The organism is Blastomonas natatoria, assembly GCF_003201955.1.
In the GTDB taxonomy this organism is placed as follows: domain Bacteria; phylum Pseudomonadota; class Alphaproteobacteria; order Sphingomonadales; family Sphingomonadaceae; genus Blastomonas; species Blastomonas natatoria.
Genome location: NZ_QJJM01000004.1, coordinates 1 through 25,399, shown reverse-complemented (window position 1 = coordinate 25,399; position 25,399 = coordinate 1). Strand labels below are relative to the sequence as shown.

At 61.7% G+C, this 25,399-nt stretch carries 24 protein-coding genes; 13 read left to right on the top strand and 11 right to left on the bottom strand.

What is annotated here, in order from left to right; translation table 11 throughout:
* The first annotated feature begins 65 nt into the window (after positions 1–65).
* Genes C7451_RS05815 through C7451_RS05795 form a run of 6 tightly spaced genes read left to right on the top strand, consistent with a single transcriptional unit; the run spans position 66 to position 5,294 of the window.
* Positions 66–998 carry an MBL fold metallo-hydrolase gene (locus tag C7451_RS05815; protein ID WP_110298040.1) on the top strand — a complete coding sequence of 311 codons (933 nt, stop codon included), beginning with the start codon at positions 66–68 and terminating at the stop codon, positions 996–998.
* Entirely contained in the window at positions 995–1,435 is a 441-nt protein-coding gene (locus C7451_RS05810) for a YeeE/YedE family protein (protein WP_110298039.1), read from the top strand. Before C7451_RS05815 ends, C7451_RS05810 begins: the two co-directional genes overlap by 4 nt.
* Positions 1,432–1,851 carry a DUF6691 family protein gene (locus C7451_RS05805; RefSeq protein ID WP_110298038.1) on the top strand — a complete coding sequence of 140 codons (420 nt, stop codon included), beginning with the start codon at positions 1,432–1,434 and terminating at the stop codon, positions 1,849–1,851. The genes C7451_RS05810 and C7451_RS05805 overlap by 4 nt, the downstream gene beginning before the upstream one ends.
* On the top strand, positions 1,851–2,270 hold the full coding sequence (locus C7451_RS20185; protein WP_244181642.1) for a protein tyrosine phosphatase family protein: 420 nt from the start codon (positions 1,851–1,853) through the stop codon (positions 2,268–2,270). Before C7451_RS05805 ends, C7451_RS20185 begins: the two co-directional genes overlap by 1 nt.
* A gap of 27 nt (positions 2,271–2,297) precedes the next feature.
* A complete protein-coding gene (locus C7451_RS05800; RefSeq protein WP_244181640.1) occupies positions 2,298–3,524 on the top strand; it encodes an NAD(P)/FAD-dependent oxidoreductase in 1,227 nt (408 codons plus the stop codon).
* 12 nt (positions 3,525–3,536) lie between these two features.
* Positions 3,537–5,294, top strand: coding sequence for a SulP family inorganic anion transporter (locus tag C7451_RS05795; RefSeq protein WP_110298037.1), 1,758 nt, complete (start codon positions 3,537–3,539; stop codon positions 5,292–5,294).
* A gap of 165 nt (positions 5,295–5,459) precedes the next feature.
* Here the strand turns inward: C7451_RS05795 and C7451_RS05790 are convergent, their stop codons facing one another.
* From C7451_RS05790 to C7451_RS05760, 9 genes are all read right to left on the bottom strand, one after another.
* Positions 5,460–5,828, bottom strand: a complete 369-nt coding sequence (locus tag C7451_RS05790) for a hypothetical protein (protein WP_110298036.1) — start codon at positions 5,826–5,828, stop codon at positions 5,460–5,462.
* Between the two features lie 254 nt (positions 5,829–6,082).
* Positions 6,083–6,562, bottom strand: coding sequence for a cupin domain-containing protein (locus tag C7451_RS05785; protein WP_110298035.1), 480 nt, complete (start codon positions 6,560–6,562; stop codon positions 6,083–6,085).
* 100 nt (positions 6,563–6,662) lie between these two features.
* Positions 6,663–7,166: a ferritin-like domain-containing protein gene (locus tag C7451_RS05780; protein WP_110298034.1), complete on the bottom strand. Its 504-nt coding sequence runs from the start codon at positions 7,164–7,166 to the stop codon at positions 6,663–6,665.
* Between the two features lie 54 nt (positions 7,167–7,220).
* The gene (locus C7451_RS05775; RefSeq protein WP_110298033.1) at positions 7,221–7,547 is read right to left on the bottom strand and encodes a hypothetical protein; all 327 of its coding nucleotides are present in this window, start codon (positions 7,545–7,547) and stop codon (positions 7,221–7,223) included.
* A 52-nt stretch (positions 7,548–7,599) separates the two neighbouring features.
* A complete protein-coding gene (locus C7451_RS05770) occupies positions 7,600–7,782 on the bottom strand; it encodes a CsbD family protein (RefSeq protein ID WP_110298032.1) in 183 nt (60 codons plus the stop codon).
* 51 nt (positions 7,783–7,833) lie between these two features.
* Positions 7,834–8,001, bottom strand: coding sequence for a Thivi_2564 family membrane protein (locus tag C7451_RS19920; protein ID WP_167398436.1), 168 nt, complete (start codon positions 7,999–8,001; stop codon positions 7,834–7,836).
* Positions 8,002–8,050: 49 nt separating this feature from the next.
* Positions 8,051–8,197, bottom strand: coding sequence for a DUF5670 family protein (locus C7451_RS19915; protein ID WP_167398435.1), 147 nt, complete (start codon positions 8,195–8,197; stop codon positions 8,051–8,053).
* A gap of 42 nt (positions 8,198–8,239) precedes the next feature.
* On the bottom strand, positions 8,240–8,647 hold the full coding sequence (locus C7451_RS05765; RefSeq protein WP_208625149.1) for a glycine zipper 2TM domain-containing protein: 408 nt from the start codon (positions 8,645–8,647) through the stop codon (positions 8,240–8,242).
* A 142-nt stretch (positions 8,648–8,789) separates the two neighbouring features.
* Positions 8,790–13,172: a chemotaxis protein CheB gene (locus C7451_RS05760; RefSeq protein WP_110298031.1), complete on the bottom strand. Its 4,383-nt coding sequence runs from the start codon at positions 13,170–13,172 to the stop codon at positions 8,790–8,792.
* A 315-nt stretch (positions 13,173–13,487) separates the two neighbouring features.
* On the opposite strand from C7451_RS05760, the gene katG reads away from it, so the two are divergent.
* The 4 genes from katG to C7451_RS05740 all read left to right on the top strand — a co-directional run bounded on the left by katG (position 13,488) and on the right by C7451_RS05740 (position 18,218).
* Positions 13,488–15,716 (top strand): catalase/peroxidase HPI, encoded by a 2,229-nt coding sequence (gene katG, locus C7451_RS05755; protein WP_110298030.1) that lies wholly within the window; start codon positions 13,488–13,490, stop codon positions 15,714–15,716.
* 56 nt (positions 15,717–15,772) lie between these two features.
* Positions 15,773–16,477, top strand: coding sequence for a VIT1/CCC1 transporter family protein (locus C7451_RS05750; protein ID WP_110298029.1), 705 nt, complete (start codon positions 15,773–15,775; stop codon positions 16,475–16,477).
* Positions 16,478–16,502: 25 nt separating this feature from the next.
* On the top strand, positions 16,503–17,057 hold the full coding sequence (locus C7451_RS05745) for a cytochrome b (RefSeq protein ID WP_110298028.1): 555 nt from the start codon (positions 16,503–16,505) through the stop codon (positions 17,055–17,057).
* Positions 17,058–17,165: 108 nt separating this feature from the next.
* On the top strand, positions 17,166–18,218 hold the full coding sequence (locus C7451_RS05740; RefSeq protein WP_167398434.1) for a TIGR00341 family protein: 1,053 nt from the start codon (positions 17,166–17,168) through the stop codon (positions 18,216–18,218).
* A 406-nt stretch (positions 18,219–18,624) separates the two neighbouring features.
* On the opposite strand, the gene C7451_RS05735 is transcribed toward C7451_RS05740, so the two are convergent.
* Positions 18,625–19,170 (bottom strand): murein L,D-transpeptidase catalytic domain family protein, encoded by a 546-nt coding sequence (locus tag C7451_RS05735; protein ID WP_244181637.1) that lies wholly within the window; start codon positions 19,168–19,170, stop codon positions 18,625–18,627.
* 185 nt (positions 19,171–19,355) lie between these two features.
* On the opposite strand from C7451_RS05735, the gene C7451_RS05730 reads away from it, so the two are divergent.
* The 3 genes from C7451_RS05730 (at position 19,356) to C7451_RS05720 (ending at position 21,667) form a co-directional block, all read left to right on the top strand.
* Positions 19,356–20,426, top strand: coding sequence for a L,D-transpeptidase family protein (locus tag C7451_RS05730; protein ID WP_167398433.1), 1,071 nt, complete (start codon positions 19,356–19,358; stop codon positions 20,424–20,426).
* A gap of 470 nt (positions 20,427–20,896) precedes the next feature.
* Positions 20,897–21,139, top strand: coding sequence for a cold-shock protein (locus C7451_RS05725; RefSeq protein ID WP_110298024.1), 243 nt, complete (start codon positions 20,897–20,899; stop codon positions 21,137–21,139).
* A gap of 99 nt (positions 21,140–21,238) precedes the next feature.
* Positions 21,239–21,667, top strand: coding sequence for a hypothetical protein (locus C7451_RS05720; protein WP_110298023.1), 429 nt, complete (start codon positions 21,239–21,241; stop codon positions 21,665–21,667).
* Positions 21,668–21,760: 93 nt separating this feature from the next.
* Here C7451_RS05720 and C7451_RS05715 read toward each other — a convergent pair whose 3' ends face one another.
* Positions 21,761–25,234, bottom strand: coding sequence for a class I SAM-dependent DNA methyltransferase (locus C7451_RS05715; RefSeq protein ID WP_110298022.1), 3,474 nt, complete (start codon positions 25,232–25,234; stop codon positions 21,761–21,763).
* Positions 25,235–25,399: the final 165 nt, after the last annotated feature.

Here is a 25,399-nt window from a genome sequence, read left to right as displayed (position 1 = left end):
ATATCACTTGACATCAGGATTGCAATATATATACTCATTTTATGAAAGTGATTTGGAGAGATGCCATGACCCGGACTGATGCTGTGCTTGATACGGCGACCGAACAGGTTTTACGCGCTGCTTCTGATGCTGCGGTGCGCCCCGAAATCGCGAGCTTTTTTGACCCTGCAACCTTTACGGTGACCTATGTGGTCCACGATCCGGCCACCATGGAGGCGGCGGTCGTCGACTCGGTGCTCGATTTCGATCCCAATTCTGGTCGCACCGCCACTGCGTCTGCCGACAGAGTGATTGACTATATCACTTCGCATAATCTGAAAGTGATATGGCTGCTCGAGACCCATGCTCATGCCGACCATTTCTCGGCTGCTCCCTATCTGCAGGAGAAGCTGGGCGGGAAGATCGCGATTGGTGCCAATATCACGACGGTGCAGAACGTGTTCGGCAAGCTGTTCAATGCCGGTACCGATTTCGAACGCGACGGGTCTCAGTTCGATGCGTTGTTCAGGGATGGCGACACGTTCACCATCGGCAGTCTGCCGGTCACGGTGATGCACGTCCCCGGCCACACCCCTGCCGACATTGCCTATGTCGTGGGTGAGGCGGTGTTTGTGGGCGATACGATGTTCATGCCCGATTACGGCACGGCGCGCGCCGATTTTCCCGGCGGTGATGCGCGCCAGCTGTTCCGTTCGCTGCGCCGCATCCTCTCGCTGCCGCCGGAAACCCGGCTGTTCATGTGCCACGACTATCTGCCCAAGGGCCGCACGACCTATGTGTGGGAGACCACGGTAGCAGCCGAGCGCGAGGGCAATATCCATGCCCATGACGGCATCACCGAGGACGAGTTCGTGCAGATGCGCGAGGCACGCGATGCGACGCTCGACATGCCGCGCCTGATCCTGCCGAGCGTGCAGGTGAACATGCGCGCCGGTCATTTTCCGCCGCCGGACGATAACGGCGTCACCTACCTCAAGATCCCGGTCAATGCCGTATGACCCTGCCGGGATTTCCTGATGCGGCCCCGCTCGCGGGTCTTGCGGGCGGGGTGATGATCGGGCTGGCGGCTGCGATCATGCTGCTGGGGGCCGGGCGGATCGCCGGGGTGTCCGGTATCGCCGCCCGCGCCTTCGGGCTGGCGGACAGCTCCATGCCGCGTATAGGTGCGTGGGCCTTCGTCATCGGCCTTCCGCTTGGAGCGGTTGTTGTCACCGAGCTGCCGACGCCCAGCTTTGCCGCCCCTGGCACGCTCATGATCGCGGGGCTTATCGTTGGCATCGGTACGCGGCTCGGCTCGGGCTGTACCAGCGGACACGGGGTGTGCGGCATCAGCCGACTCTCGCAACGATCGCTCGTCGCGGTGGCAACCTTCATGGCGACCGGCTTTGCCACCGTCGCGGCGATGAACGCGCTCGGGCTGGAAGTGCTGCCATGATGCGCCGTATCATCGTTCCGCTCGCAGCTGGCACGATTTTCGGCGCGGGGCTGACTGTCGGCGGCATGACCGATCCGGCACGGGTGCGGGGCTTTCTTGATCTGTTCGGCGATTGGGACCCGACGCTGGCCTTCGTGATGGGCGGAGCAGTGCTGGTCATGGCGCTGGCCTGGATGATGCAGCGGCGGATGCAGCGCCCCGTCTTTGCGGAACGGTTCTCGCTGCCCGACCGCAACGACCTGACCCCCCGCCTGGTCGGAGGATCGGCGCTGTTCGGGATTGGCTGGGGGATTGCCGGGCTGTGCCCCGGGCCGGGCTTTGCGGCGCTCGCGATCGCACCCGGCTCGGCAGCGATCTTCGTCGCTGCGATGCTTGCCGGAATGCTGGTGGTCCGGCTGATGGAAGGGCACGGGTGATGGAACTCAAAGTGATCGACGATGGCCTTGCTGTTGCCGGGCAGATACAGCCGCAGGAGCTTGCCGCTCTTGCCGGACATGGCTTTGTCGCCGTCATCTGCACGCGCCCGGATTGCGAGGAGCCGGGTCAGCCGCCGCTCGATGCGATGCGCGATGCGGCGCAGGCTGCAGGTATGGCCTTTCATCACATTCCGGTCACCGGCGGCATCTTCCCGCCCGCTGCCATCGCGGCCTTTGGCGCGATCCGGCGCGGAACGCAGGGCAGGGTGCTGGCCTATTGCCGCACAGGCACCCGAGCCGCGACGCTCGATGCACTGGCGAACGTGCACGGACGGACCGTCGCCGAGCGGCTCAGCCGTGCTGGTGCGGCCGGATATGACCTCTCGGCGCTCGCCGAGCGGATGGAAGCAAGCGGCTAGGGCTGCGCGCTCAGCGAGGGATAGGACATGGTCAACACCAAGCACACAGTCGTCGTGATCGGCGGCGGCGCAGCCGGGATCGCGACAGCAGCCTCGATGCTGAAGCGCCGACCCGGCCTCGACATCGCGATTGTCGAACCATCCGATACCCATGCTTATCAGCCGGGATGGACGATGGTCGGCGGGGGCGTTTTCGATGTGGCCACGACCATGCGCCCGATGGCAAGCGTCATGCCCAAGGGCACGACATGGGTGAAACAGGCCTGTGCCAGCTTCCAGCCCGACACCAATCAGGTAACACTCGCGGACGGCAGCACGCTGACCTACGACGTGCTGATCGTCGCCCCCGGCATCCGCCTGGCCTGGGAGAAGATCGCAGGGCTCGAGGCCGCGCTGGGCCGGAACGGGGTGACGTCCAACTATCGCTCCGATCTTGCCCCCTATACCTGGGAGCTGGTTCAGGCCACGCGGGCCGGGCGGGCGATATTTTCTCAGCCGCCGATGCCGATCAAGTGCGCAGGTGCTCCGCAAAAGGCAATGTATCTCGCCTGCGATCACTGGCGGCGAACGGGCGTGCTGGGCGATATCGAGGTGCAATTCCGCAACGCGGGCCAGGTCCTGTTCGGGGTGGCGGACTATGTTCCTGCGCTGATGGAATATGTCCACAAATACGGCATCCAGCTGGAGCTTGGCAGCAATCTCGTGGCGGTGGATGGTCCCGCCAGGCAGGCGACCTTCACGACTGCCGAGGGTGAGGAGACGGTCGGCTTCGACATGCTCCATGTCGTTCCCCCGCAGGTCGCCCCGCAGTTTCTTGCGGACAGTTCGCTGGCAGCGGCGAGCGGCTTTACCGATGTCGACCAGCATACGCTGCAACACGTGCGCTATCCCAATGTCTTCGGCCTGGGCGACGGCGGTTCGACGCCCAATGCCAAGACGGCTGCGGCAGCCCGCAAGCAGGCGCCCGTGGTCGCGGTGAACGCCCTCAGACAGCTCGACCGGAAGGGCCCGACAGCGGGTTACGATGGCTATGGCTCGTGCCCGCTCACGGTCGAGCGCGGCAAGATCGTGCTCGCCGAATTTGCCTATGGCGGCAAGCTCGCCCCCAGCTTTCCGACCTGGCTGATAGACGGCACGCGGCCTGCGCGCCTGTCCTGGATGCTCAAGGCCGATCTGCTACCGTGGATCTACTGGAACGGGATGCTCAAGGGCCGCGAATGGCTGGCCGGCCCCGGCGGCCTGATCGCTCAGTAAAGGCGTCCCGTCATGCTCGCGCGCTTCTTCCCCATCCTCGAATGGGGCCGGCAATATGATCGTCCTGCGCTGACCAGCGATCTGCTGGCGGCGGTGATCGTGACGATCATGCTGATCCCGCAAAGCCTTGCCTATGCGATGCTCGCGGGGCTGCCGCCGGTCGTCGGCCTTTACGCCTCGATCCTGCCACTGTTCGCCTATGCCGTGTTCGGGACCAGCCGGACATTGGCCGTCGGCCCGGTGGCGGTGGTCTCGCTGATGACCGCGAGCGCGGCGGGCGCAGTGGCGGTGCCGGGGACGGCGGCCTATTGGGAGGCGGCGATCACGCTCGCCGCGCTTTCGGGTGCGATGCTGGTGGTGCTGGGCCTGCTGCGACTGGGCTTCCTCGCCAACCTGCTCTCGCATCCGGTGATCAGCGGGTTCATATCCGCGAGCGGCGTGCTGATCGCCACCAGCCAGCTGAAGCACATTCTCGGCGTCAAGGCAGGCGGGGAGACATGGCCGCAGATGCTGGCCGGTCTCGTGAGCCAGCTGGGAAATATCAACCTGGCGACGCTGGCCATCGGCATCCCCGCGACCTTGTTCCTGTTCTGGGTGAGAAAGGGCCTGAAACCTGCCCTGCAAGGCCTGGGTCTTTCCCCTCGCGCAGCTGACATGACCGCCAAGGCCGGACCGGTGGTGGCGGTGGCTCTGTCGATCCTGGCGGTCATGGGCTTCGGTCTGGAGGCGCGCGGCGTCTCGATCGTCGGCGCGATTCCGCAGGGCCTGCCGCCTTTCATGCTGCCGTCGACCGACCTTGGCCTGATCGAGTCGCTATGGGTGCCCGCGCTGCTGATTTCGGTGATCGGCTTTGTCGAGAGTGTCTCGGTTGCGCAGACGCTCGCTGCCAAGCGGCGCCAGCGGATCGTGCCGGATCAGGAACTGGTCGGGCTGGGGGCTTCGAACATCGCCAGCGCATTGTCGGGCGGCTATCCGGTGACAGGTGGCTTTGCACGATCGGTGGTCAATTTCGATGCGGGCGCGCAGACCCCGGCAGCGGGGGCCTTTACCGCCGTCGGCATCGCGCTTGCCAGCCTGTTCCTGACGCCGCTGCTCTACAATCTGCCCCATGCGACCCTCGCCGCGACGATCATCGTCGCGGTGCTGAGCCTCGTCGACTTCAGGACCCCGCGTCATCTCTGGGCCTATTCCAGGGCAGATTTCGCAGCCCATGCCGCCACCATTGCGGTCACGCTGCTGGCCGGAGTGGAGATGGGCGTGATCGCGGGCGTCGGCGTTGGCCTGCTCCTCTATCTGTGGCGCGCAAGCCGTCCTCACGCCGCGATTGTAGGGCGAGTGCCGGGCACCGAGCATTTCCGGAATGTGGAGCGCCACAAGGTGCTCACCCTGCCGCACCTGCTGACCATACGCGTCGATGAAAGCCTGACCTATCTCAACGCCCGCTGGCTGGAAGAATATGTGCTTGAGCAGGTGGCCGAGCGGCCCGCCCTGCGGCACGTGGTGCTGATGGCGAGCGCGGTCAACGCGATCGACGCCTCTGGCCTCGAAAGCCTTGAAGCGATCAACCACCGCCTTGCCGATGGCGAAATCCGGCTGCACCTTTCGGAAGTGAAGGGTCCCGTAATGGACCGGCTGAAGCGGAGCCATCTGCTCGAACATCTTTCCGGCAAGGTGTTCCTGTCGCAGGACAGCGCCTTTGCCGCGCTGGCCAATGACACGGGTGAGGATGCTCCTTCGCCGCTGGCCGACGAGGCACGCGGTCTGATTTGAGGCAGAGGCAATCCGGATCGATTTCCGATTGATGAAACTGATCTTGTCCAATGCCGACACATTGCGTCCAGCTTGTCCGCTTTCATGCTCATCCTGAGCCAATGAGAAGTGGTATTTCGTCAAGAATTCACCGAATAACGGTCGCCTGCAAAGCAGTGATCCGCTTTAGGCATCAACTCCGGAGCGATCAGAAGGCACGATCGGGCGGACGATCCCTGGATGTGCTTTTTCGGAAATCCTGCTGAATTCACTGCGGTATTCACCCCCGAAACGGGCACGACCGCGCGCCCTGCTGCCGAGTTCAAAACGCGGAACTGAACGCCGCTCGCGCACCTTATCGTCGTGCAGGTCGTCCAGAATCCTGCGGTCCAACGCCCGGTCGGGGAACTTGGCATAGGCTTTGCCGGTGCCGGTAAAGTCGGCGTGCACGTCGATGCAATAGCCGATATCGGCGATCAGCAGGATCGGCGGCCGGCCGTGATCGATCGGCAGCGCCTTGGCATAGCGTTCGGCCTGACCCTTCGCCTGCAGCATCGCGCGGGTCCATCCGGGCGTGCAGCGCCGCGCGGTTCCGCCCTTTGCGCGGGTGCTGTCGGACCTACCGCACAATTGGATGAGCGAACGGTGGGCTTGCCGTATCATCGAAGCCGACCGCAAAAGCGTACACGACCCATCCGTCGGGGACAATGATGCCGCTCTGCGGGAAAAGTGGCGAGAGTTTTCAAACCAACGACGCCGGTTGGGATATCGTCTTTTGCACACATTGCTGCGCTCGGAGGACATGGTGGTCAGCCGTGCTTGTCGGCTTCCTGATGGGGCTGGACTGACCAGTCTGCGGGCCGGTCATCATCATCGCTTGCCGCCAAGGCCTGCGTAGCTTGCACCTTTGCGGGCTTGTGATGGGCAGGCGCGTAGATCGTGTAGAGCTGCATCGGGACGGTGCCGGTGTTGGCAATGTTGTGCCACGTTCCCGCTGGCACGATGACGCACCAGCCATCGGACACTTCGCTGTCGAACGTCAAACAATCCGCCGATGTGCCCATCCGCACCCGGCCCTTGCCTGCCTCAAGCCGGATGAACTGATCGGTCTCGGGGTGCGCCTCCAGGCCAATGTCGCCCCTGACCGGGATTGCCATCAGCGTGACCTGCAGGTATCGACCGCTCCAAGCAACTGACCGGTAATCCAGGTTCGCATTCGTCGCGCGTTCAATATCGAACGATTGGGGCTGCGGTCCAATATCTGCGATTCTCGAGGCATCGCGGTTCATGATCTGTCTCCTCGAACGGGCATCGGCGTGCGGTTGGCGGCAAACCTATTACTGCGCCCGATAGTGCCTGTTTCACGAGCGCAGCAATATACCGGCCAAGCTATGCGGACCGGTGCCGGGGCAACCCCGTCGCCCGCACGCGTGGCGGATGCGTCAGGTTCGTTGAAAGCTTCAGGTTGCGCATCTCGTCATGTCCCTGCTTGGTCGAGACATAGCATTCGCGGATCGTATGCATCACCTGCGGGGAGAGATCGCCGTCGGCGATCGCGTCTTCGAACTTGGCCTTGATGTGATCTTCGCCCTGTTCGACCTCGGCGATTATCGCGGATTGGCCTCGACCGATGATGACCGATTTGAGGTTCATGAACATCCTGTGCGCACCGCGCAGCACGGTGCCACTGTCATCCGGCCTGCCGCCCAGCCGGATCACTTCGGTCCGCAGCATTCTGATCGCGGCCTCGCGTTCCACCGAACGCGCGGTGAGCAGGGCGGCAAAGCGCGGATTGTCCGAGCTCTTGGACGCGTCGGTATAGCCATCGATGCTATCGAAGGTCGTCGCGCTCTGCTCATTCAGCGTCGATATGTCATGCGATGTTTCGGACATGAAAGTCTCCTGTCGCGAAAAGTTGGGTGAAGCGTGTAGCCGATGGCGCGCGCCTTATTCCGCGGCATGTTTGCTACTGCGGCCCATCGCGACCACCCCCATCACGGCGACAACTGCTGTCAGCGCAGCGGCGAGTAATGCCAGCGGATGGGCTTCGACCTCGTGCTTGGCAAATTGCGCGGCGTCCTTGGCAGCATCGACCGCATGGGTGCGCAGGCTTTCGGCCAACTTTGAGATCTCGGTGGTTGCAGTGGCGAGCACTTCGCCCGCTTCTGCAGAGAATTCCTGCGTGCTCGAAGCGGCAGCCTTCAGCGCATGAGCGGCGGTATCGACGCTGTCCTGGAACTGGCTGGACAGGGTTTCGGTGGTGGAGTTGGACATCAGGTTGTTCCTTGATTGAGCCGCCGGGTTGCGACGGGGGAAGGCAGACAGATCAGATCTTGTCGCCAAGTGCGCCCTTGACGGTGCCAGAGATGTTCTGCGCCTTGCCCTTGGCTTGCTGTGCAATACCCTTGGCGACCAGTTCGGGGTTGTCGGTCGCACGGCCGGCGGCAGCCTTGGTCTTGCCGATGGCTTCGTTAGCGGCGCCCCTGGCCTTGTCCTTGAATTCACCCATGATACGTCTCCTTGAATGATCGCAGAACAGTTCTGCGGCAGTGTTTGCTGGTCAGCCGAGCATGCCGAACGATCGCAGAAGCCATAGGATGACCGCAATCACCACGACAATGTTAAGAATGCTCTTGATAGTGCCGTCAATTGGCATGTAGTTGTTGATCAGATAAAGAATGATGCCAACAACTATAAGAGTAACTATAACGTTGAATAGCGGCGTCATGCTTAATTCCTTGATTCAATATTGTATCTTAAATCCGATTTGAAACGCATCACGCCGTTTTATCTGCCATCAATTCTGCGACGAAGAGGAAGAGCGAGATGATGAACAGCAGGTGGATCCAGCCGCCCAGCATGACTGAGGTGGCCAGCCCGGCCAACCAAAACAGCAACGGGATCGCGATGACTTTGTAGGGCATTGCCCGCCTCCGTTTTTCCCGCTGCTGCCGGCACTCGTCAGCCTATCGACACCGTACTTCCCGATTGCGGTCGATCGCTCGGCCAGCCACACTGCCGCCAATGGCGCCGAGTATCGTGCCGACCAGTTCCGAGCCGCCCGGCGCAATGACATTGCCAAGCGCGCCGCCAGCCACCGCGCCGACAATCAGACCAGTCGTCCCATCGGAACGGCGGCAGTAATAGCGCCCGTCCTGACCGCGATAGACGCGTTCTTCGCGCTTGAGCTGGCGTTCGCGATAGCGTCGGTTGTCGTCGCGGTGATAACGGTCGGCATAGTAATTGCCATAAGCAGGATCGGGCCGATCGTAGTCGTAGCGTGACCAGTCGGAGCGATAATCGCGATTCTGCGGGGCCGTGATGCAGCCCGACAGCAATCCGGCCGCAACAATCACAAGAGCCAATTTGAACACGGCTTACCTTTCAAAAAGAGCGGGCGTCCAGACGGCGATCAGGGGCTGACGTTCAATCCGGACGCCCTAGTCCGGGTCGCAGGGAAGGAATGGACGTATTTCAGCTGATTGATCAGACTCGGAATCTACGCAGAGTGAGGTGTCAGGCAGTCCCGGCGGAAAGCACGGCGCGGACCAGATCCGGGATCGTGCGCACGCCCAGCTTTTGCATGATCTGCGCGCGGTGACTTTCAACGGTGCGCTGAGATATCGCAAGATCGGCGGCGATGTTCTTGCTCGGCTCCCCGGCCATGACCATAGTCAGAACGACCTTTTGCCGAGCAGTAAGAGTGGCCATTTTCCGAGCGATCGCCTCCTCGGCAGCGTCCAGCCCGCGCCCGGCCTTGGTACCGGAGACCGCCCGTTTGATAGAATCGATCAGGTCTCTCCGGCTGACAGGCCGCTCGATGAAATCGCTCGCACCTGAACGCATCGCCTGCACCGCCATCGCTATGTCGCCGGTGCCGGTGATCAGCACGGCGGGCAGGCGGTCACCCCGCGCGCGCAGCATCTCTATGAGGGCGATGCCGCTCATGCCAGGAAGGTTGGTGTCAATGATCAGGCACCGGTCAGCACCCTTGCTTTCAGCGGTCAGAAAGGCCTCTGCGCTGGGATAGGTGGTAACCTGCCAATTTTCATACCCCAAAACGCTCAACATCGCCTTGCGCATGTCCGGGTTGTCTTCGAGGATGCAGATCAGCCGCGTCGGATGCGGCGCGCTGGAGCCATGATCGGTGCCCTTTGCGGGCGTCACCTTGCGGATTGCCGCGTGCAGTCTGGCGGCGGTCACCGGCTTGCTCAGCAGCAGGCAGTCGGCCAGCTCGATTTCGGTCAAGGCATCCTTCGAGATATCGCCGGTCAGCACAATTCCGGGAATATGCCGCTTCAGCACTTCCCGCAGGTTGGCCAGCACAACCACGCCGTTCATGCCGCGAGGCAGGTTATAGTCGGTCAGCACCAGATCGGGGAGGATTGCACCCTCGCTTGCCAGCGCCAGTGCCGATGGGCCGTCTCTTGCACAGATCACGGTATGCCCGGCCTCGGTCAGCAGCGCTTCCAGCGCCTCGCGCACACCCGGATCATCCTCAACCAGCGCGATGGTGCATCCGCTTGTCGGGCCGGTCGGCACAAGCCTTGGCGCGAGCTGTTCCGTATAATCGCCGGACGGGGCTGACGGAACGGTCACGGCAAACACCGAGCCCTTGTCTGGGCGTGATCGCACCGTGACAGGATGACCCAGCAGCAGGCCGATTTCCCGCACGATGGTCAATCCCAGTCCGAAGCCGCGTTCGCGTGACGATCCAGGGTTATCGATCTGATAGAACTCGTCAAAGATCGGTCCAAGCTGGTCTTGCTTGATCCCGATCCCGCTATCCCAGACCTCGATCCGCAGCATCGCCCCGGGATGACGGCACCCTAAAAGAATGCGCCCGCCGGGCGGTGTATACTTGATGGCATTGGCGAGAAGATTGCGCAGCATCGCTTCGAGCAGACGCGCATCGCTCAGTACGGTGGCGCTGCTGGGCACGACAGCCAGGGCAAGGCCCTGCGCTTCGGTCAGAGGCGTAAACTCATTACGCAATCGATCGAAAAGGTCGGCAAGGGTGAAGGGCACCGTGCTAACTTCAAGCACACCGGATTCGATCTGGTTGATGTCGAGCAGGCAGTTCAGCATGCCGGCCATCGCATCGAGCAGCAAACCAAACCGCGCGATCTGTTCCTGCGCCTTGGGATCAGTGACGCTTTGTCGCAGCATCTCTTGGATCAAAGCCAGCGATTGCAGCGGCTGGCGCAGGTCATGGCTTGCGACCGCCAGAAACCGCGATTTGCCGCGGTTGGATTGTTCGGCTGCCCGCCGCGCCTCGTCCAGCGCCGCTGCCGTCCGCCGACGCTCGGTGATATCGATGAAAGTGATGACCACCCCCTCCACCCGGCCATCATGGGTGCGATAGGGAAAGATACGGCGCACGAACCATGTCCCGCCCGGACCACTGATTTCGCGCTCTATCGTCGTGCTCTGGAGCAGTACGACTCGGGCATCGACCAGCAAATCATCGTCATCAGCCAGCGATTGCAGGTCTGCCAGCGGGCGGCCGATATCGCCGGGAATGACGCTGAAGAAGGTCTTGGTGGCCGGCGTGAAGAACCGGATGCGCAGCTTTAGATCGAGGAACAGCGTGGCGACATTGGTGCTGTAGAGGATGTTCTGCAAATCGTCCGAAGCGATCCGTTGCCGGTCGAGCGTTTCCTGCAGCTGGCTGTTGAGCGCGATCAGCTCTTCGTTCAGCGATTGCAGCTCCTCCTTCGAGGTCAGCAGCTCTTCATTGGTGGACTGAAACTCCTCGTTGACCGAAAGCGCTTCGTCATTGATCGCCTTTTGTTCGAGGACCAGCGCATCGCGGCTCTGTATCGCAGCCAGCAGATCGGCATGAGCACTTTCGAGCTGCCGTTCGAGCTCGCGCAAGGGCGCTTGACTGTCATGCTGTGGGGCAGGGTCGGTGACCCCGACCTGCGACGCCTGTTCGATGAAGCTGACCAGATGCAGCGGCTCGCCATCGCTCTCGATGAAGCGGACTGTGATAGTGAAGAATACCGCCATGCCCTCTGCTGCGGTCTCGCACAGGCCGGTGGTGACCAGCGGTTGCTCGCGATCCGCGCGCGAAATCGCAAAACGCAAGGTGCCACGCAAATCATCCGGCGCCAGCGCAAGCAGATCGAGGCTCGGCGGGCCGGAGGCAAGGCGCAGATAACGGCTGACAGGGCCAACCGAATAGATGCACTGATGCTGGGCATTGATCAGCAGGCTGGCCGGCGCATAGCTTTTCAGCACAGCATCGCGGCACAGATTGGCCAGTGCCGTTTGCCGGTTCACCTGCGCCTTGCTTTCGACGGCGGTCAGCCGGGGAATGCTCTGGGCAAAGCTGAGCGGAAAGCCCGGCTCCCCCGGCTTGCTCCGGGCGATGTGGCGATAGATCCGCTCGGCCTTGTGCAGTACTGCAAACCGTTCGGAAACATTGCCCGGCGTTTCGGCCATGCCAAGCAGCAGCACGCCGTTTTCGCGCAAGGCAAAATGGAACAGGCCGATTACCTTGGCCTGCGCGTCAGGCTTCAGATAGATCAGCAGGTTGCGGCAGGAGACCATGTCCATCCGCGAAAACGGCGGGTCGGTCAGCACGTCCTGCACAGTAAACACAACCGATCCGCGCAAGGCCGGGGTAACGCGGTAGCCGCCTTCCTCCTCGACAAAATATCGTGCCAATCGATCCGCCGGAACTTCGTCCTTGATCGACAGCGAATAGAGGCCTTCGCGCGCGACTGCGATGGCCTGGGCATCGACGTCTGACGCGAATACCTGCAGCTTGACATCGCGCTGCGCGGCGAGGATGACATCGCGCATGATGATCGCCAGGGAGTAGGCTTCCTCGCCGGTGCTGCATCCCACCACCCAGACGCGAAGCGCCTGATTGGCTGCGAGATTGGCGAGCACGTCGGGCAGCACCTCGCTTTCCAGCAGCGCGAAGACTGCGGGATCGCGAAAAAAGCTGGTGACGTTGATCAGCAGGTCCTCGGCCAGCGCTTCGCATTCTGCCTGATTGCGGGCCAGTTCCTCATGATACCGCGCCAGCGCACCTGCCGGCAGGCCGCGCAGCCCCATCCGGCGGTGGATACGCCGCTCCAGCGTGCCGTGTTTGTAGGCGCTGAAGTCCTGTCCTACCTTCTGTAGCAGCAGCGCGATGATCGATCGGATGTCCGCGGTACCGTATCCATCCGGCGGCATCGCAAGGGTTGAGGCGGCGCCGGCCATACGCCGCAGGATTGCCGCCAGCGCTTTCGGTATCCCGGCAAGCGGCACCACGGCATCGGCAAGGCCGGTCATCACCGCAGCGCGCGGCATCCCGTCATATTCGGCTTCCTCCAGGTCCTGCACGATGAGGTGTCCGCCACGTTCATGCAGCGATGGCAACGCGCCGCTGCCATCGTCTCCGGTTCCCGTCAGAATGATGCAGACGCTGCGCTGGCCGCATTCATCGGCCAGCGAATGGACCAGATAGTCGATCGGCAGCCGGGCGTGATCGCCCGACTGCGGACGCGAAAGGTGCAGCACGCCGAACCGGATCGCCATGAACCGGCCGGGAGGGCACACATAGATGGCGTCGGCCTCGATCGCCATGCCTTCGCCCGCCTCGCACACGCGCATCGGCGTGTGAGTGGCAAGCAGTTCGGCCAGTTGGCTGGTGTGGTGGGGATCAAGATGCTGGACCAGCAGAAAGGCAGCGCCGGTATGGGCCGGCATCGCATCGAGCAGCCGAGTCATCGCATCAAGCCCGCCCGCCGAAGCGCCTATCGCCACCACTGGCACCGACGATGCGGCGTTGCCACCAAGTTTGGTCGCTGCCGATGGAGGGCATTGTTCCGCCTTCCCGGCGTGCAAGACCTTCCCGACGAGCCTGTCGCCACCTGCTTGAGGAGGACTGCTGTTCGGCATCAGATATGAAATCTAGCACATCACGGGCGGGGATGCACCCGACAAAGCGGGAAGAACATCGGATCGGTCGCAAAACTGCGCGCTTTGTGTCGGAGAGAGGCCTGTGGGTCGGCAATATCCGTAGATTCCGACCCTGCCCCATGATGGCGCCGCTCTCTATGCCTCGTGCGCCTGCCTGCAAAAAGCCGCCGCGGTTCTGCTATCGCCAGCGGGCCTCGTTCTCGCGCCCGGGCAAGAACTGCAAATGCTCCAAGCCGTCCGTCACCGACGAGCAAGATATTGCTCCTTCCAATCCAGCCAAGGGAATTCAGGCCAATGCAAATTCAAGCGATCAAACTCGCGGCGATCCTGTCTGTTGCCTTGGCCCCGATCGCGATGGCCACCGAGGCAAAAGCGCAGGTGGAGGCCCCCGAAAAGGCCATGACGAACAAGGATTGGTGGCCCGACCGGCTCGACCTGTCGCCGCTTCGTCAGGAGGCTCCGCAATCCAACCCATTCGGCGAAGATTTTGACTACGCCAAAGAATTCGCCACGCTCGATCTGGATGTGCTCAAGGCCGATATTGCCAAGGTAATGACGACGTCACAGCCGTGGTGGCCCGCCGACTACGGAAATTACGGCCCCTTTTTCATTCGCATGGCATGGCATAGCGCGGGCACCTACCGCATCGCCGATGGCCGGGGCGGTGCGGGCGGCGGGCAACAACGGTTCGAACCGCTCAACAGCTGGCCGGACAATGTCAGCCTCGACAAGGCGCGCCGGCTGCTATGGCCGATCAAGCAGAAATACGGGCGCAAGCTTTCTTGGGCCGATCTGATTGAACTCAGCGGCACGGTCGCTTTGGAGCAGATGGGGTTCAAGACCATCGGCTTTGCCGGCGGGCGAACCGACGATTGGGAGCCGGACACGGTCTATTGGGGGCCAGAAAACCAGATGCTGGCCGATCAGCGCCATGGCGGTGACAGGTCGCTGGCGAATCCGCTTGCAGCGGTGCAGATGGGCCTCATCTACGTCAATCCCGAAGGGCCGAACGGCAATCCCGATCCTTTGGCAGCCGCCAAGGATACGCGGGACACCTTCGCGCGCATGGCGATGAATGATGAAGAGACAGTCGCCCTGATCGCTGGCGGCCACACCTTCGGCAAATCCCACGGTGCCCACCCGCCGGGCGTCTGCGTCGGCCCCGAGCCAACCGCTGCCCCGATCGAGCAGCAGGGCCTTGGCTGGAAAAACACCTGCGGCAAAGGCTTTGCCGAGGATACCGTCAGCAGCGGGCTGGAAGGTGCATGGACATCCAATCCCATCGCCTTCACTAGCCAATATCTCGACAATCTGTTTCGGTTCGAATGGGTCAAGACCAAGAGCCCGGCAGGCGCCATACAATGGATCCCCAGCGACCCCGATGCCGTCAGTCTGGTTCCGGACGCGCATGTGGCCGGCGTAACCCACGCGCCGATCATGTTCACGACCGATATCTCGCTGAAGAAGGACCCGGTTTACCGGAAGATCGCCTTGCGCTTCCAGAAGGATCCGCAGCTCTTCGCCGATGCCTTTGCGCTGGCGTGGTTCAAGCTGACCCACCGCGATATGGGGCCAAGTTCGCGCTATCTTGGCAAGGACGTGCCCAGCCAAGAATTCCTGTGGCAGGACCCTTTGCCCAAGGCCGATTACGCCGCGATCGACGAACGCGATATCGGCGTGCTCAAGGCCAAGATCATGGCGTCCGGGCTGACTGTCCCGCAACTGGTGCGCACCGCCTGGGCGTCTGCGGCCAGTTACCGCGTCACGGACGGGCGCGGCGGCGCCAATGGCGCGCGGCTGCGGCTCGAACCACAGATCAGCTGGCTGGCCAACAACCCTCCGGAATTACGCGGTGTCCTCAAGACGCTGGATGGCATCCAGACCGACTTCAACCGTTCGCGCAAAGCAGGCAGACAGGTCTCTTTGGCCGATCTGATCGTGCTGGGGGGCGGCGCTGCGATCGAGCAGGCTGCCAAGCAAGCCGGATCGAATGTGACGGTGCCCTTCACTCCGGGGCGCGTCGACGCGGCCCAATCGCAGACAGATGCCGCCTCCTTTGCACCGCTGGAGCCCAAGGCTGACGGTTTCCGCAATTATTACGCCCCCGACAGCCGCCTTTCGCCCGCTGAAATGCTGGTCGAACGCGCTGACCTGCTCGATCTGACCGTTCCGCAAATGACCGTTCTGGTCGGTGGAATGCGCGCCTTGAATGCAAATACTGGCGGCTCTGCCAACGGCGTCTTCACTTCGCGGCCGGGTGTCCTCACGAACGACTTTTTCGTGAACCTTCTCGATATGTCGACCGTTTGGTCAAAGTCGGCCCAAACTGCCGGGCTGTATGAAGGGCGCAACCGGGCGACAAATGCGCTGCAATGGACCGCCACTCCGGTCGATCTCGTATTTGGATCGAATTCGGAATTGCGCGCGGTTGCCGAAGTCTATGCCGCCGATGACGGGCGCGATAAGTTTACCAAGGATTTCGTCGCTGCATGGGTCACCGTGATGAACCGGGGTCGCCGGTGAGGACGCAGCCTTGATGCAAACCCGTCCGAGCATTTAGGCAAAGGAGCGCCAAGGCAATGCTATCAGCAAGCCCGCATCCCGATGACCCTCATTATGTCCACCGCACCGGCTGGCTCAGAGCGGCAGTGCTGGGGGCGAATGACGGGATCGTCTCGGTTTCCTCGCTGATCCTGGGTGTGTCGGCGGCCACACCCGATCGGGCTGCGATTCTTGTGGCTGGCGTCGCGGGCCTGGTGGCGGGTGCGATGTCGATGGCGGCGGGAGAGTATATCTCGGTATCGTCCCAGCGCGATTCCGAGCGGGCCGATATCAACCGCGAACAGCAAGCACTGGCAGAATCCCCGGAGCAAGAGCTGGAAGAGCTCGCAGCGATCTATCTGTCACGCGGCTTCAGCGCCAAGACGGCTGCGATGGCGGCGCGTGAGCTTTCATTGGCTGATCCACTTGCGGCTCATGTACGGGATGAATTGGGCCTGTCCGATCACCTTGCGGCACGGCCGCTACAGGCTGCGCTGGCATCAGGGGCGACGTTCAGCGTGGCCGCAGCGGTTCCCGTGCTGGCTGCCTATCTGGCCCCGCCTTCGGCCGAAATCCTTGTTGTGGTGGTTACATCGGTTGTCTCGCTCGCGATACTGGGCGCGCTCGGTGCCAAGGCCGGTGCAGCGCCATTGGTGCCGGCGGTGGTGCGCGTAATGGGCTGGGGCATCTTTGCGATGGCCATTACAGCGGCAGTAGGCTGGCTTTTCGGAGTGAGCGTCTGATGGGTTTTATCTCAAGAGGTGCAATATGGCCGAAAAAATCATGAAGCAACGCTACGCGCCTGTCTCGATTGTCCTGCACTGGGCGATGCTGCTGCTGATCACGGGTGGCTATGCCTGCATCCTGCTGCGTGGATACTTCCCGCGCGGCAGCGACCTGCGCGAAGGTTTGAAGACCTGGCACTTCATGCTTGGCCTGTCAGTCCTGCTGTTGGCGGTCATCCGGATTGCCGCCCGATTGCTCACCGCAAGGCCGCCGATTACGCCTCAGCCGCCGGCGTGGCAGATTCAGATGTCCACAGGCGTGCATTGGGCGCTCTATGCGTTCATGCTGGTGATGCCGCTGCTGGGCTGGACAATTCTGAGCGCAGAGGAAAAAACGATCCCGTTTTACGGACTGCACCTGTTTCCGCTGGTGGCCCCGAGCAAAGCCTTGGCTACGCAAGTCCAGGAAGTGCACGAAACCATCGGCACCATCGGCTATTTTCTGATCGGCCTGCACGCGGCAGCCGCGCTGTTGCACCATTACTACTACAAGGACGACACCCTGAAGCGCATGCTTCCGGGCAACCGAAGTGCCTGATGGAGATGACACCGATCCTTTGATAATTTTTCGGCAATTTTCTGGCTTACGTGAATATGCTCGCTCGAGATGTTAACGTCGGGTCGAAGCCCGAGGGTAGATGCATCGATGTCAGCCAGAATTGTTCAGATCTACCTGCCGGAAGACCAGATCGAGCGTCTGGAAACAATCCTGCCGCGCCACACACGAAGGTTCTGGCGCGAAACCTTGCCTGGCGCGCAGGAGAAATACACTTGCATCGTCCAGCAACGTTACACAGAACGACTGCTCATCGAGCTGGAAGAAGCGTTCGCGGCAGCGCCGTCCTTTACGGCGCACGTCGCCCTGCTTGAAGCCGTGTTTCCGGCGATCGAAGAAGATCCGACCACCGAATTGCCGCTGGCGTCTGATCTGCCGCCGCCGACCCGGCTGGAACGCTTCTTCAGCCGCGACCGCCTGAGCACCGACGAGATCTACGACGACATAGCCCAGAGCTTGCAGATCCGTCCCTCCTTCGTGTTGACCGTTATGTTCTCGGCCATCATCGCCGGGCTTGGAATGCGCAGCGGACAGGTAGCTGTCGTTATCGGCGCGATGATCATTGCCCCCCTGCTCGGGCCGACAATGGGAATTGCGCTGGCGGCAACGGTGGGCAATTGGAAGCTTGGCCGCCAAGCGATCATCACCCTCGCGCTCGGATGCGCGCTGGCGGTGCTGTCAGGCGTGGTCATCGGTGCTATCCTCCCGATTGACCCTCAGGCCTCTGAATTGCGGAACCGGACACTGGTCCAGCCCTCCGACATTGCACTGGCGCTCGCCTGCGGGGCGGCTGGAGTGCTTGCCTTCAGCCGGGGAGCTTCGCTCTCCCTCGTCGGTGTAATGGTCGCGGTAGCGCTGGTTCCCCCTTTGACTGCGGCAGGCATGTATACCGGAGCGGGGTTACCGCATGCAGGCGCAAGCGCCATGTTCTTGTTCACGGTCAATCTCGTGTGCGTGAACGTTGCGGGAATTCTCACCTTCCTGTTCCAGGGCCTGCCCCCGAAAAGCTGGAGAATGACGATGGGGATCATGCTGGTGTGGTTGCTGATCCTGACCCTGCTCATGTCGATGATGGCCGGGACGATTTTTCTGGGCATCGGCTCGTGGGGCAGTCCGATCGGCGATATCGCGCCCGTGCAGTGAGCCGTTCTCGCGATCTGTCAGGGCTTGGGTTCCAAGGTTCCACCGAGCTGGGGTCATAAGCAGGGCATGGCGGCTCTCGGCCTGGGCAGACGTTCAAATTGGCGTAAATGAATGACGGGGTCTGCGCAGGAGCTGCCGGAAAGTCTTGGGACAGAGCCGTCAAGCCCGCGCTGAGATGCAAAGGCATGTTCTAGCCAAAACCCGACACTTTGGGATGGCAGGCGAGTCGTTCACTCGCTTGCTTGCCGAGCTATCACTTCGCTCGATCAATCAAGCGGCCAGTTGACAGGGCACCAATCAAATGCGACCCACAAAACTCTGTTTGGACGCAGGTCCGCCGTAACCAGCCGGGTCTATCGCCGGCAAATGAAGGCCACCCGACGCCATACCCGTTGCCCGCAGGTCTTTATCTGGCCGAATAGAGCAGCCTGCCGGGCCCCAGCAAAGCCAGCACCGTGCCGATATCGTCATGCGGTACCGTGAAGCACCCGAAGCTTCGCCCGACCCTGCCGGACGCGGCGGCCATCGCCTGGCTGACATAATCGGCACTGTGGATGACGATCGCGCGTGCAAAGGCCATGTCGTTCTGGGGCTCAAGCCCGTGGAGGCGAGCAGAGCGTCCATATTTGCCGATATAGGTTTCGCCCATGAGGAAGCTGCCGCCCGACGATGCGTTCGAGCCGGGATCGTTGGAGAAACGCTGGAGAAATCCGGTATTCGCGGGGTCTGATCCACGCCCGTGCGCAACAAGGCTGTTGGCGACGATCCGGCCATTGGCCAGATCGACCACCTGAAAGCGCGGCTTTCCTGATGGCGCTGCGAAATCGACAAGACCGATGAAATCCCTGTGCAGCACCTTTGTCTTGTGTTGATCCAGAGCGGCCTTGGCCTGACCAAGCAGGTCTGGCGTGGGGGATGATCGCGCAGCGGCAAATGCCGAAGGCACGGCCATTCCCAGGGATCCAAGCCCCAAAGCCCCGACAAAGTGGCGTCGTGTGAGTTTCATAGATATGTCGCCAGCGCGTTCTGATAGTGTGCAGGTAATCACGCTTACCGCAAAGCGCAAACAGGCGAACCAAAAATGTCGAAAAGCCGGATGAACGCATGCCTTGCCCTTGCGAGTCTGACTTTCGCAGCATGCCAGGTGCGCACGCCTCCGGGTGGAGTGCCGATCAGGTCCGGCAGTTGCGCGAGTTCGTCGCCAGCGCACCCGAAGACGGGCTTCCGGTGCTCGACACCTCTGAGCTTGACGCCGGATTGCGCGACGGCCCCGGACCGGCACGGGACGCGACAGCAGATACCCTGGCGCTCGCGCTTGCCCGCCTGCATCTGCTGGGCATGTCCACAGCCAAACAGAAGGCAAGCTGGCAGATTGCCGACACTGACGAGCAAACCGATGTGCGGGAAATGCTGCACCGTAGCCTGGCAGAAGACACACTGGCGAGGTTTTTCATCGAGATGCGCCCGGCCCATCCCGACTATGCCGCATTGCGCGCCGCCTATGCGACCGAAACGGACCGCACCCGCAAGGCCGTGATCGCGCGCAACATGGAACGGTGGCGCTGGATGCCTCGAAGCCTCGGCGAAAACTACGTTCTGGTGAATGCTGCATTCTTCGAGGCGCGGTTGGCGATGGCCGGGCGACCGGAACGGACATGGCGGGTGATCGTGGGCAAGGCATCGACCCCCACGCCGGTTTTTGCGGCGCAGATCACCGGAATCACCCTCAACCCATGGTGGAACATTCCCGCCAGCATCGTTCGCGAAAAGGGCGGGCGTTTTGCAGCCAGCCAGGGGTACGTGAAGTCGAACGGACAGTGGCGGCAAAAGCCGGGCCCTGGCAACGCACTCGGTCAGATGAAGCTGGTCATGCCCAATCCCTATAGCGTCTATGTCCACGACACGCCCAGCAGGCAGCTTTTCGCCAAGGAGACACGGGCGTTCAGCCATGGCTGCGTGCGCATTGCAGATGCGCTCGGATTTGCCACCGCGCTGCTCGAAGGCAGCAAGACCAGGAGCGAGATCGCGGCAACCGTGCGATCGGCCAAAACCGTCACCTTCGATCTCGCCAGTGCCATGCCGATCTATCTCGCCTATTTCACCGCCGCTCCCGATGCCGATGGGACTATCGCTTTCCAGCCGGACATCTATCGCCGCGATTCGAAGGTCGGCATCGCTGCGACCAGGGATCGTGACTGCAAAGGCTGAGCATTCTCGACGCTGCCTGTCGTCGGACCCCCCCGCATGACTGCCGATCAATCCGCAACCCCGAAAGTCTCCAGCTACAACATCCGCAAGGCGGCAGGCGCGGAGCGGCAACCGTGGGCCAGGGCCGTTTGCGGGCATCTCCGGAATGGCTGTAAGATTCTGCGACGGACTTGTAGCCAAGACATTCCCCGACGCCATGTCACGCAGAGCCACCAAAACTAATCGATAAAAATCGTTTGTGATGTTTTCGAAAAAACATGAAAATTTCCATAATATATAATGATGTATTCTAATAATTATATTGCTGTGGCAAGGTTGAATTATGGGATAAAATATCCATATCTGTTATGACTATAAATAGATTTGTAGAAAAGTTAGGAAAATCTCAAATTCCATCTCTATGCATCGCATTTTAGTTGAACAATATCCGGGCAATTTCGCCTGGATGTGTGCAAGAAAGGAATGTCGCTATGAGCAATTTTGGCAAAATCTACAGCTATGACAGCCGCAAGGGCGTTGGCATGATTTCACCGGAAACCGGTGGCAGCGCGCTGGCGTTCATCAAGGCGGATCTGCAGGAGCAGGCGCAGGAGCCGAAGGCTGGACAGCGTTTCGAATATGAAACCGTTCAGGCAGACGGCGGGAAGACGCATGCGACCAAGCTGCAAATGCAGCAGGGGCAGCACGAGTCGGCAACCAAGCAGGCCACCTGATCTGTGCCGATATTGGGAGCCCGATATCAAGGGCTCCCAATATATGCAGAACGCCTGGCACCAGATTTCAGACAGGGATTTCAGACAAGGACGGGCACGATGGACCTCAACGAACTTTTCGCTCGGCAGCAAGTGGCTGCCATGAAAGCCAGCGCGTCCGAAAACGGCGAGAACCAAGACCGACATTTCGACAAGGTGCGCCTCTATGCGGAGAAGATCCGCAAGCTTCAGCAAAGGCTGCGCACCTCGGGTCGCGAGCTTCAGGACAACGAAACAACAACGGTCATCATTGGGGCAGACGATAGCAAACCCCAAAACACGGGCGATGTCGGGCCCATGCCGGCGCCCACGACAAGTTCGTGGGAAAACGAAGGCGGTGCCCTCCGACACCCTGTCCGCCCGGCATCAGTTCCATCGCGGATTACCTCTCGGGTGATGAAGCAGTATTTCGTCGGCAAGTACGTCTACACCGATCTGCAATCGGCGCTTGCGGAATTCGCTCGACAGCGCGCTCAAGCAGATATCTAGGCGCAGAGCACAGATTCGAGCGGTTCTGAATGGGTCTCCAATGTCTCATCGAAAGGTGTCCCATGGGGCGCCCGGCCGTGCCGCCACTGCGCTTCACGCCGCATACCGCCCGTCCTTGAGCCGCCGGGCCATGCCCAGCATCGCCAGCGATTCGAGCACCGGGCGGACGGTGGCGGCGCGCTTGCCCTTGAAGCTGCGGGCGATGTCCTGCGCAGCCAGCGGTGCGGGGGCGGCGGTGAGGATGGACTGCACGGCGCTGACCTGTTCGGGCAGCGTCTTGGGCCAGGCGATGATATTGTCGGGCAGGACGACCGCCGCCTCGCCGAAATCGAGCGTCTGGTTGACAGGGGCGGCATAACCGGGGTCCTGAAGTTCGGGGCGCAGATAGCGGATCAGGCCGCGTGCCTCCTCGGCGGCGCGTTCCTTGTTGAGCGCGACCAGCCGGGTGAGGATGTCCTCGTCGGACAGGTCCACCGGCCAGCCATAGGCCTCGGCGACCAGCGCGTCGATGGCATCATGATGCTGGCGGATGAGCGTGACCAGCCCGCGATCATGCGTGTCGCGCTCCTGATCGGTCAGCGCGCGGCCCCGTCCATCATTGGCTCGCAAGGCTTCGAGCACGTTGTAGAGCTTGGTCAGCGTCAGGTCCTCATGCGCGGCGAGGACGCGCTTGCGCAGGGCGTCGAGCGCCTCGGCCTCGGTGCGGATGCGGTCCTTGAGCTGCTCGGGAACATCGGCGGGGAAGGGGAAGGGGTCGAAGCACTCGCCTACGTTGTAGTTCAGGTCGTTACCTATCCCTTGTTTAGCCCCCCATGCTACGCACCATGCGGAATGAACTCGTGAACTTAGAATGCCGAGATGCAAATCGTCATCAAGCGCAATCGCCACCACGCGGCTCTCGGCCAGTGTCGATGACGGCATGAATGTCATCATGCGATGTTTGGCGGTCCGGGCTGTGACCAAATATCGAGACAGACCGGATAACGCCAGCCTCAGCTCGCTCCGGGGCTCCCCGTGGATCCACCAGTTGGTCCGGTAGGACTTGCGCGCATTCGTTTGGCGATCCGGAAACACTGCATTTTTCAAATATTGGTAAGTGTGGGGATATCGGGATCGTAGGGCTTCCTCGGTGATCCCAAAGGCATCAATCACTAATTGCCTCCGGTCTCGCGTTGTGATGTCGCGCCCGCTCAGATAAGGTCGAACGAGTTCGCTTGATATTGGCTCCGCGTCGGTAAGTGCGTATGCGTCTGACTGTTCAAGCAAGAAGCCTTGGCCGATCAGGGTTGACCCCAGCGACGCCAACCCAGAATTTGCTTTAAGACGCGAGGCCTGCAGGAGGTTCGCTCCGATTTCCAAGTTAGCCCCCAGCAGCCCAACCCGGCGAGCCAAAACCTCCTCGCCCGGGACGCCTGATTCTTGTAAAACCTCGATTGACTGGCCTGTGCCGGGACCATGCGCTGCTACAGACATAGCAACTCGGACTGCAGCAGAGCCAGCTTCATCGATCCAGGGGTGATCACCAATACCGAAAACGAGGTGCATTTCACCATTGCGAGCTAAATGGCGCGACAAAATTTTCCGATTGAAAGTCTGAGTGAGCGAATTGGTAGTGATGAACCCGAGCCGCTTAGCTTGACCTTGCCGAACAAGGGTGCCTGCAATGTCCCACCAAAACATAACTAGATCAATGGATTGAGGGCTGTCATAGCATCCAAAAAGCGCATCGACATACTCTCTTCCCAATCGATCACGCATCCGCTTGTTACCAATGAACGGCGGGTTGCCGACGATGAAATCCGCCTTGGGCCATTTCGCCGCGCGCGGGTTCACATAGCGGTACACCTCCACCCGCGCGTCCTCGTCGGGCACCTTGCGCCCGGTCACGGGGTGCAGCTTCATCGTCTCGCCATCCCAGCGGGTGACGGGCCTGCCGTTCTCGTCCTTCACCAGTTCGCGCCTGTCATATTCGATCAGCGCGTCGCGATTCTCGATGGTGCGGATGTCTTTCAGGATCGGCTCGGGCGGGCTGCGGTCCTTGCCGTTGACGCGGAAATGCCATTGCAGATAGCCGATCCACAGCACCAGCTGCGCAATCGCCGCCGCGCGCGGGTTGATCTCGATGCCGAGGAAGTTCTCGGGCGTGATCGTGTGACCGGACAGCTCGGCCAGATACTGGTTGTCGCCCAGCTCGGCGAGCAGCTCCAGCACCTCGCCCTCCAGCTCCTTCATCCGCGCCATGGCGACATAGAGGAAGTTGCCGGTGCCGCAGGCGGGATCGAGCACCTTGGTCTGCGCGAGCTGGGCGTGGAAGCCTTCGACGACGGCGCGGGCGGCATCGACCTTGTCCTCGCCCATCAGGCTTTCCACCGCACCTCGCACCCCGTCCCAGTCGCTGCGCAGCGGTTCCATGATGGTCGGCGCGATCAGCCGCTCGACATAGGCGCGCGGGGTGTAATGCGCGCCCAGCTTGGCGCGTTCCTTGGGGTTGAGCGCGCGTTCGAGCAAAGTCCCGAAGATCGCGGGCTCGACCTCGGTCCAGTCCTTGCCCGCCGCCTCGATCAGCACCAGCAGCTCCTCGCGTTCCAGCGGCAGCGCCTCGCGCGACTTGAACAGATATCCGTTGAAATGCTTGACCGGGATGCCGAGCGACGGGGCGAACTCGCCCTTGTCCATCGCGGTCCACAAGGCGGTCAGCTGGTGGTGCAGGTGTTCGGGATGGTCGAGCTGGCCCTTCAGAAGCTCGGTGAACGACTTTCTGGGCAGCAGCACGCCGGTATCCTCGGCGAACATCGTGAACAACAGGCGCATCAGGAAGCCGCTGACGGCCTCGGCATTATGCCCGCGCGCTTCGAGCCGTTTCGAGATGGTGGCGAGATAGTCGGCAATTTCGCGCGTCGCCTTGGCCGCGCGGGTGGAAGGATCGAGCGCTTTTGGATTGGTCCAGATGAGCGCCAGCCGCTCGCGCACCTTGTCGTCGCGCAGGTCGTCCAGCATGATGCGGTATGACGCGCGGTCGGGGAACTGGGCATAGGCCTTGCCGGTGCCGGTGAAATCGGCGTAGACGTCGATGCAATAGCCGATATCGGCGATCAGCAGGATCGGCGGCCAGCCATGATCGGTCGGCAGCGCCTTGGCATAGCGTTCGGCCTGGCCCTTGGCCTGCAGCATTGCGCGGGTCCAGCCGGGCGTGCCGCGCCGTGCGGTGCCGCGCTTGACGCGGGCGCTGGCGGACTGGCCGAACAGGTCGAGATCGTCCTCACCGCGCGCGGCTGCGGCGCGGTCGCCCTCGCTGCCCTGCTTGGCCTCGAGGATGAAGCAGTCGCGCTTGTAGCAGTCGATGCGGCCGAAGCTCTGCGTGCCGTCACCATTGTCCTGAAACACGCGGCGCTCGAACACATAATCGTTGTGCGCGTCGTCGGTGCGGCTGCCATCGGGTGCGGGCACGCCGATCAGCGCGCACAGGCCGTTTATGAAGCTCTGCGTGTTCGCCAGCTCCGACCCGCCCGTATCGCGCCATTGGGCGATAAATGCGTCAATCTGGTGCTGTGTCGAAGCGTCCCCCATGGCGGAACATTAAGCATCCCGGCAAGGCCGCGGCAATTGCAGAATGGTTCATCCCGGGTCTTTTGCCGCGCTGGCTGGGGTGGCAGGATTTGGAACATTGGCGTATCCCCTTGCATTCAAATAGTTTTCTGTTTTTCGATAAGTTTTGAGGCCCCCAACGGAGCC